Genomic DNA, 1,480 nt, shown 5'->3' on the forward strand with positions numbered 1-1,480 from the left:
TTGCGAGTTTCATCCTATCCAATGTATTTTCATTATTAAAGACCTTACGGTCTCGTTTTTCCCAATACTCTCTTAGATTCGGATCATCTGGGCTGTTTTTATAGGCTACCATGACATGCCGTTCTATCTTAATCCAGGACATCTTTAACAGTTGAATGTTAGTAAGTGGACACGTGAGAATCCATTTATTATTTCCACCGTGGTGGGGCTTCTTAAAATAACGCTTGCTAATCCATTTTCTCGACTTCTTTGGATGCAATTGTTTAAGGTGTTTTCTCACTTTTAGGAAAATATAATTGTCCATGTAGCTGTAAGTCTTTTTGGATACGACATGTTTCCAATACTGGCCGTAGCCACGAATAATCGGGTTTAAAACACGTATTAGTTCTTTTACTGGTCGTCCTCTCATCACAGAGAACGTATCTTTTATCTTGTTTTTAGCCTTTTTAATGCTGTCTCTGCTAGGTTTGATAAATAACTTCTTTCCTTGTCCCGTATTGTATTGACGCAGCGAGAAGCCAAGAAAATCAAACCCGCCCTCGATATGTGTAACTCTAGTTTTATCCATGCTAAGTGTAATTCCTCGTTTTCGTAAGTAAGGGGTGAGTTTCCCATACATACTTTCAGCTTGTTCCTTCGTTTCCGTTACGATGACGAAATCATCTGCGTATAGAACACGCCCTATCTTACATTTTGGATCGATTGCGTATCCTCCGTTTGGTTTGTAAGTCTTTTTATAAACAATACCAATCTCTTCTTCCATACCACATAAGGCGATATTAGCTAGAAGGGGAGACACAATTCCCCCTTGAGGGGTTCCTTCTGTTGTCATATGAAGCATATCCTGCTCTATGTATCCCATATTAAGCCACCTTTTAATGAGAGTGCTCCCCGGAAACATAGATGTTTGTTCTATTATCCAATTATGGTTAAGATGATCGAAACATCCTAAGAAATCTCCCTCAAACACCCACTTTTTCTTACTATTGGTGTTAAGCTTATTAAAAAGATTACTTATAGCATCGTGTGTACTTCGTTTAGGACGAAAACCATAGGAAGTGGGCTCAAACTTAAACTCCCATTGGGGTTCGAGTGCGTTTTTTACTACGTTTTGATAGACTCGATCTCGTATCGTAGGAATGCCCAAAGGTCGTAGCTTTCCGTTTTTCTTCGGAATAAATGTTCTTTTTGCTGGTTTTGGACGATGTCGAAAGACATTGCATTGAACTAGTTGTTGATAAAGTTTGATACGTTCATTTGGTTTTGAGGCCGTATAGCCATCTACACCAGGTGTTCGCTTACCGTTATTTTGTTGTGTTACTCTGCGAATAGAAAGCAGTAGATTTGCTTTACTCCGAAGGAGTAAACGTTGAAGTTTCCTTACTCTTCTTTGTTGATTTTGTTGTTCGGCACGATAAATTCTTTGTCGTAACTTCGCTACATATTTTTGTATAATACTCCAATCAATAGAGTACCAATC

The 1,480-nt window shown here is 38.6% G+C and carries 1 protein-coding gene; it reads right to left on the reverse strand.

Annotated features, from left to right (window positions below; translation table 11 throughout):
• A partial coding sequence (gene ltrA / locus ACH0CI_RS28170) for a group II intron reverse transcriptase/maturase (RefSeq protein WP_406902656.1) occupies positions 1 to 1,468 on the reverse strand: 1,468 nt, incomplete at its 3' end.
• Positions 1,469 to 1,480 lie beyond the last annotated feature (12 nt).

Source organism: Priestia sp. 179-F W1.4 NHS (assembly GCF_045369295.1).
Classification (GTDB): Bacteria; Bacillota; Bacilli; order Bacillales; family Bacillaceae_H; genus Priestia; species Priestia zanthoxyli.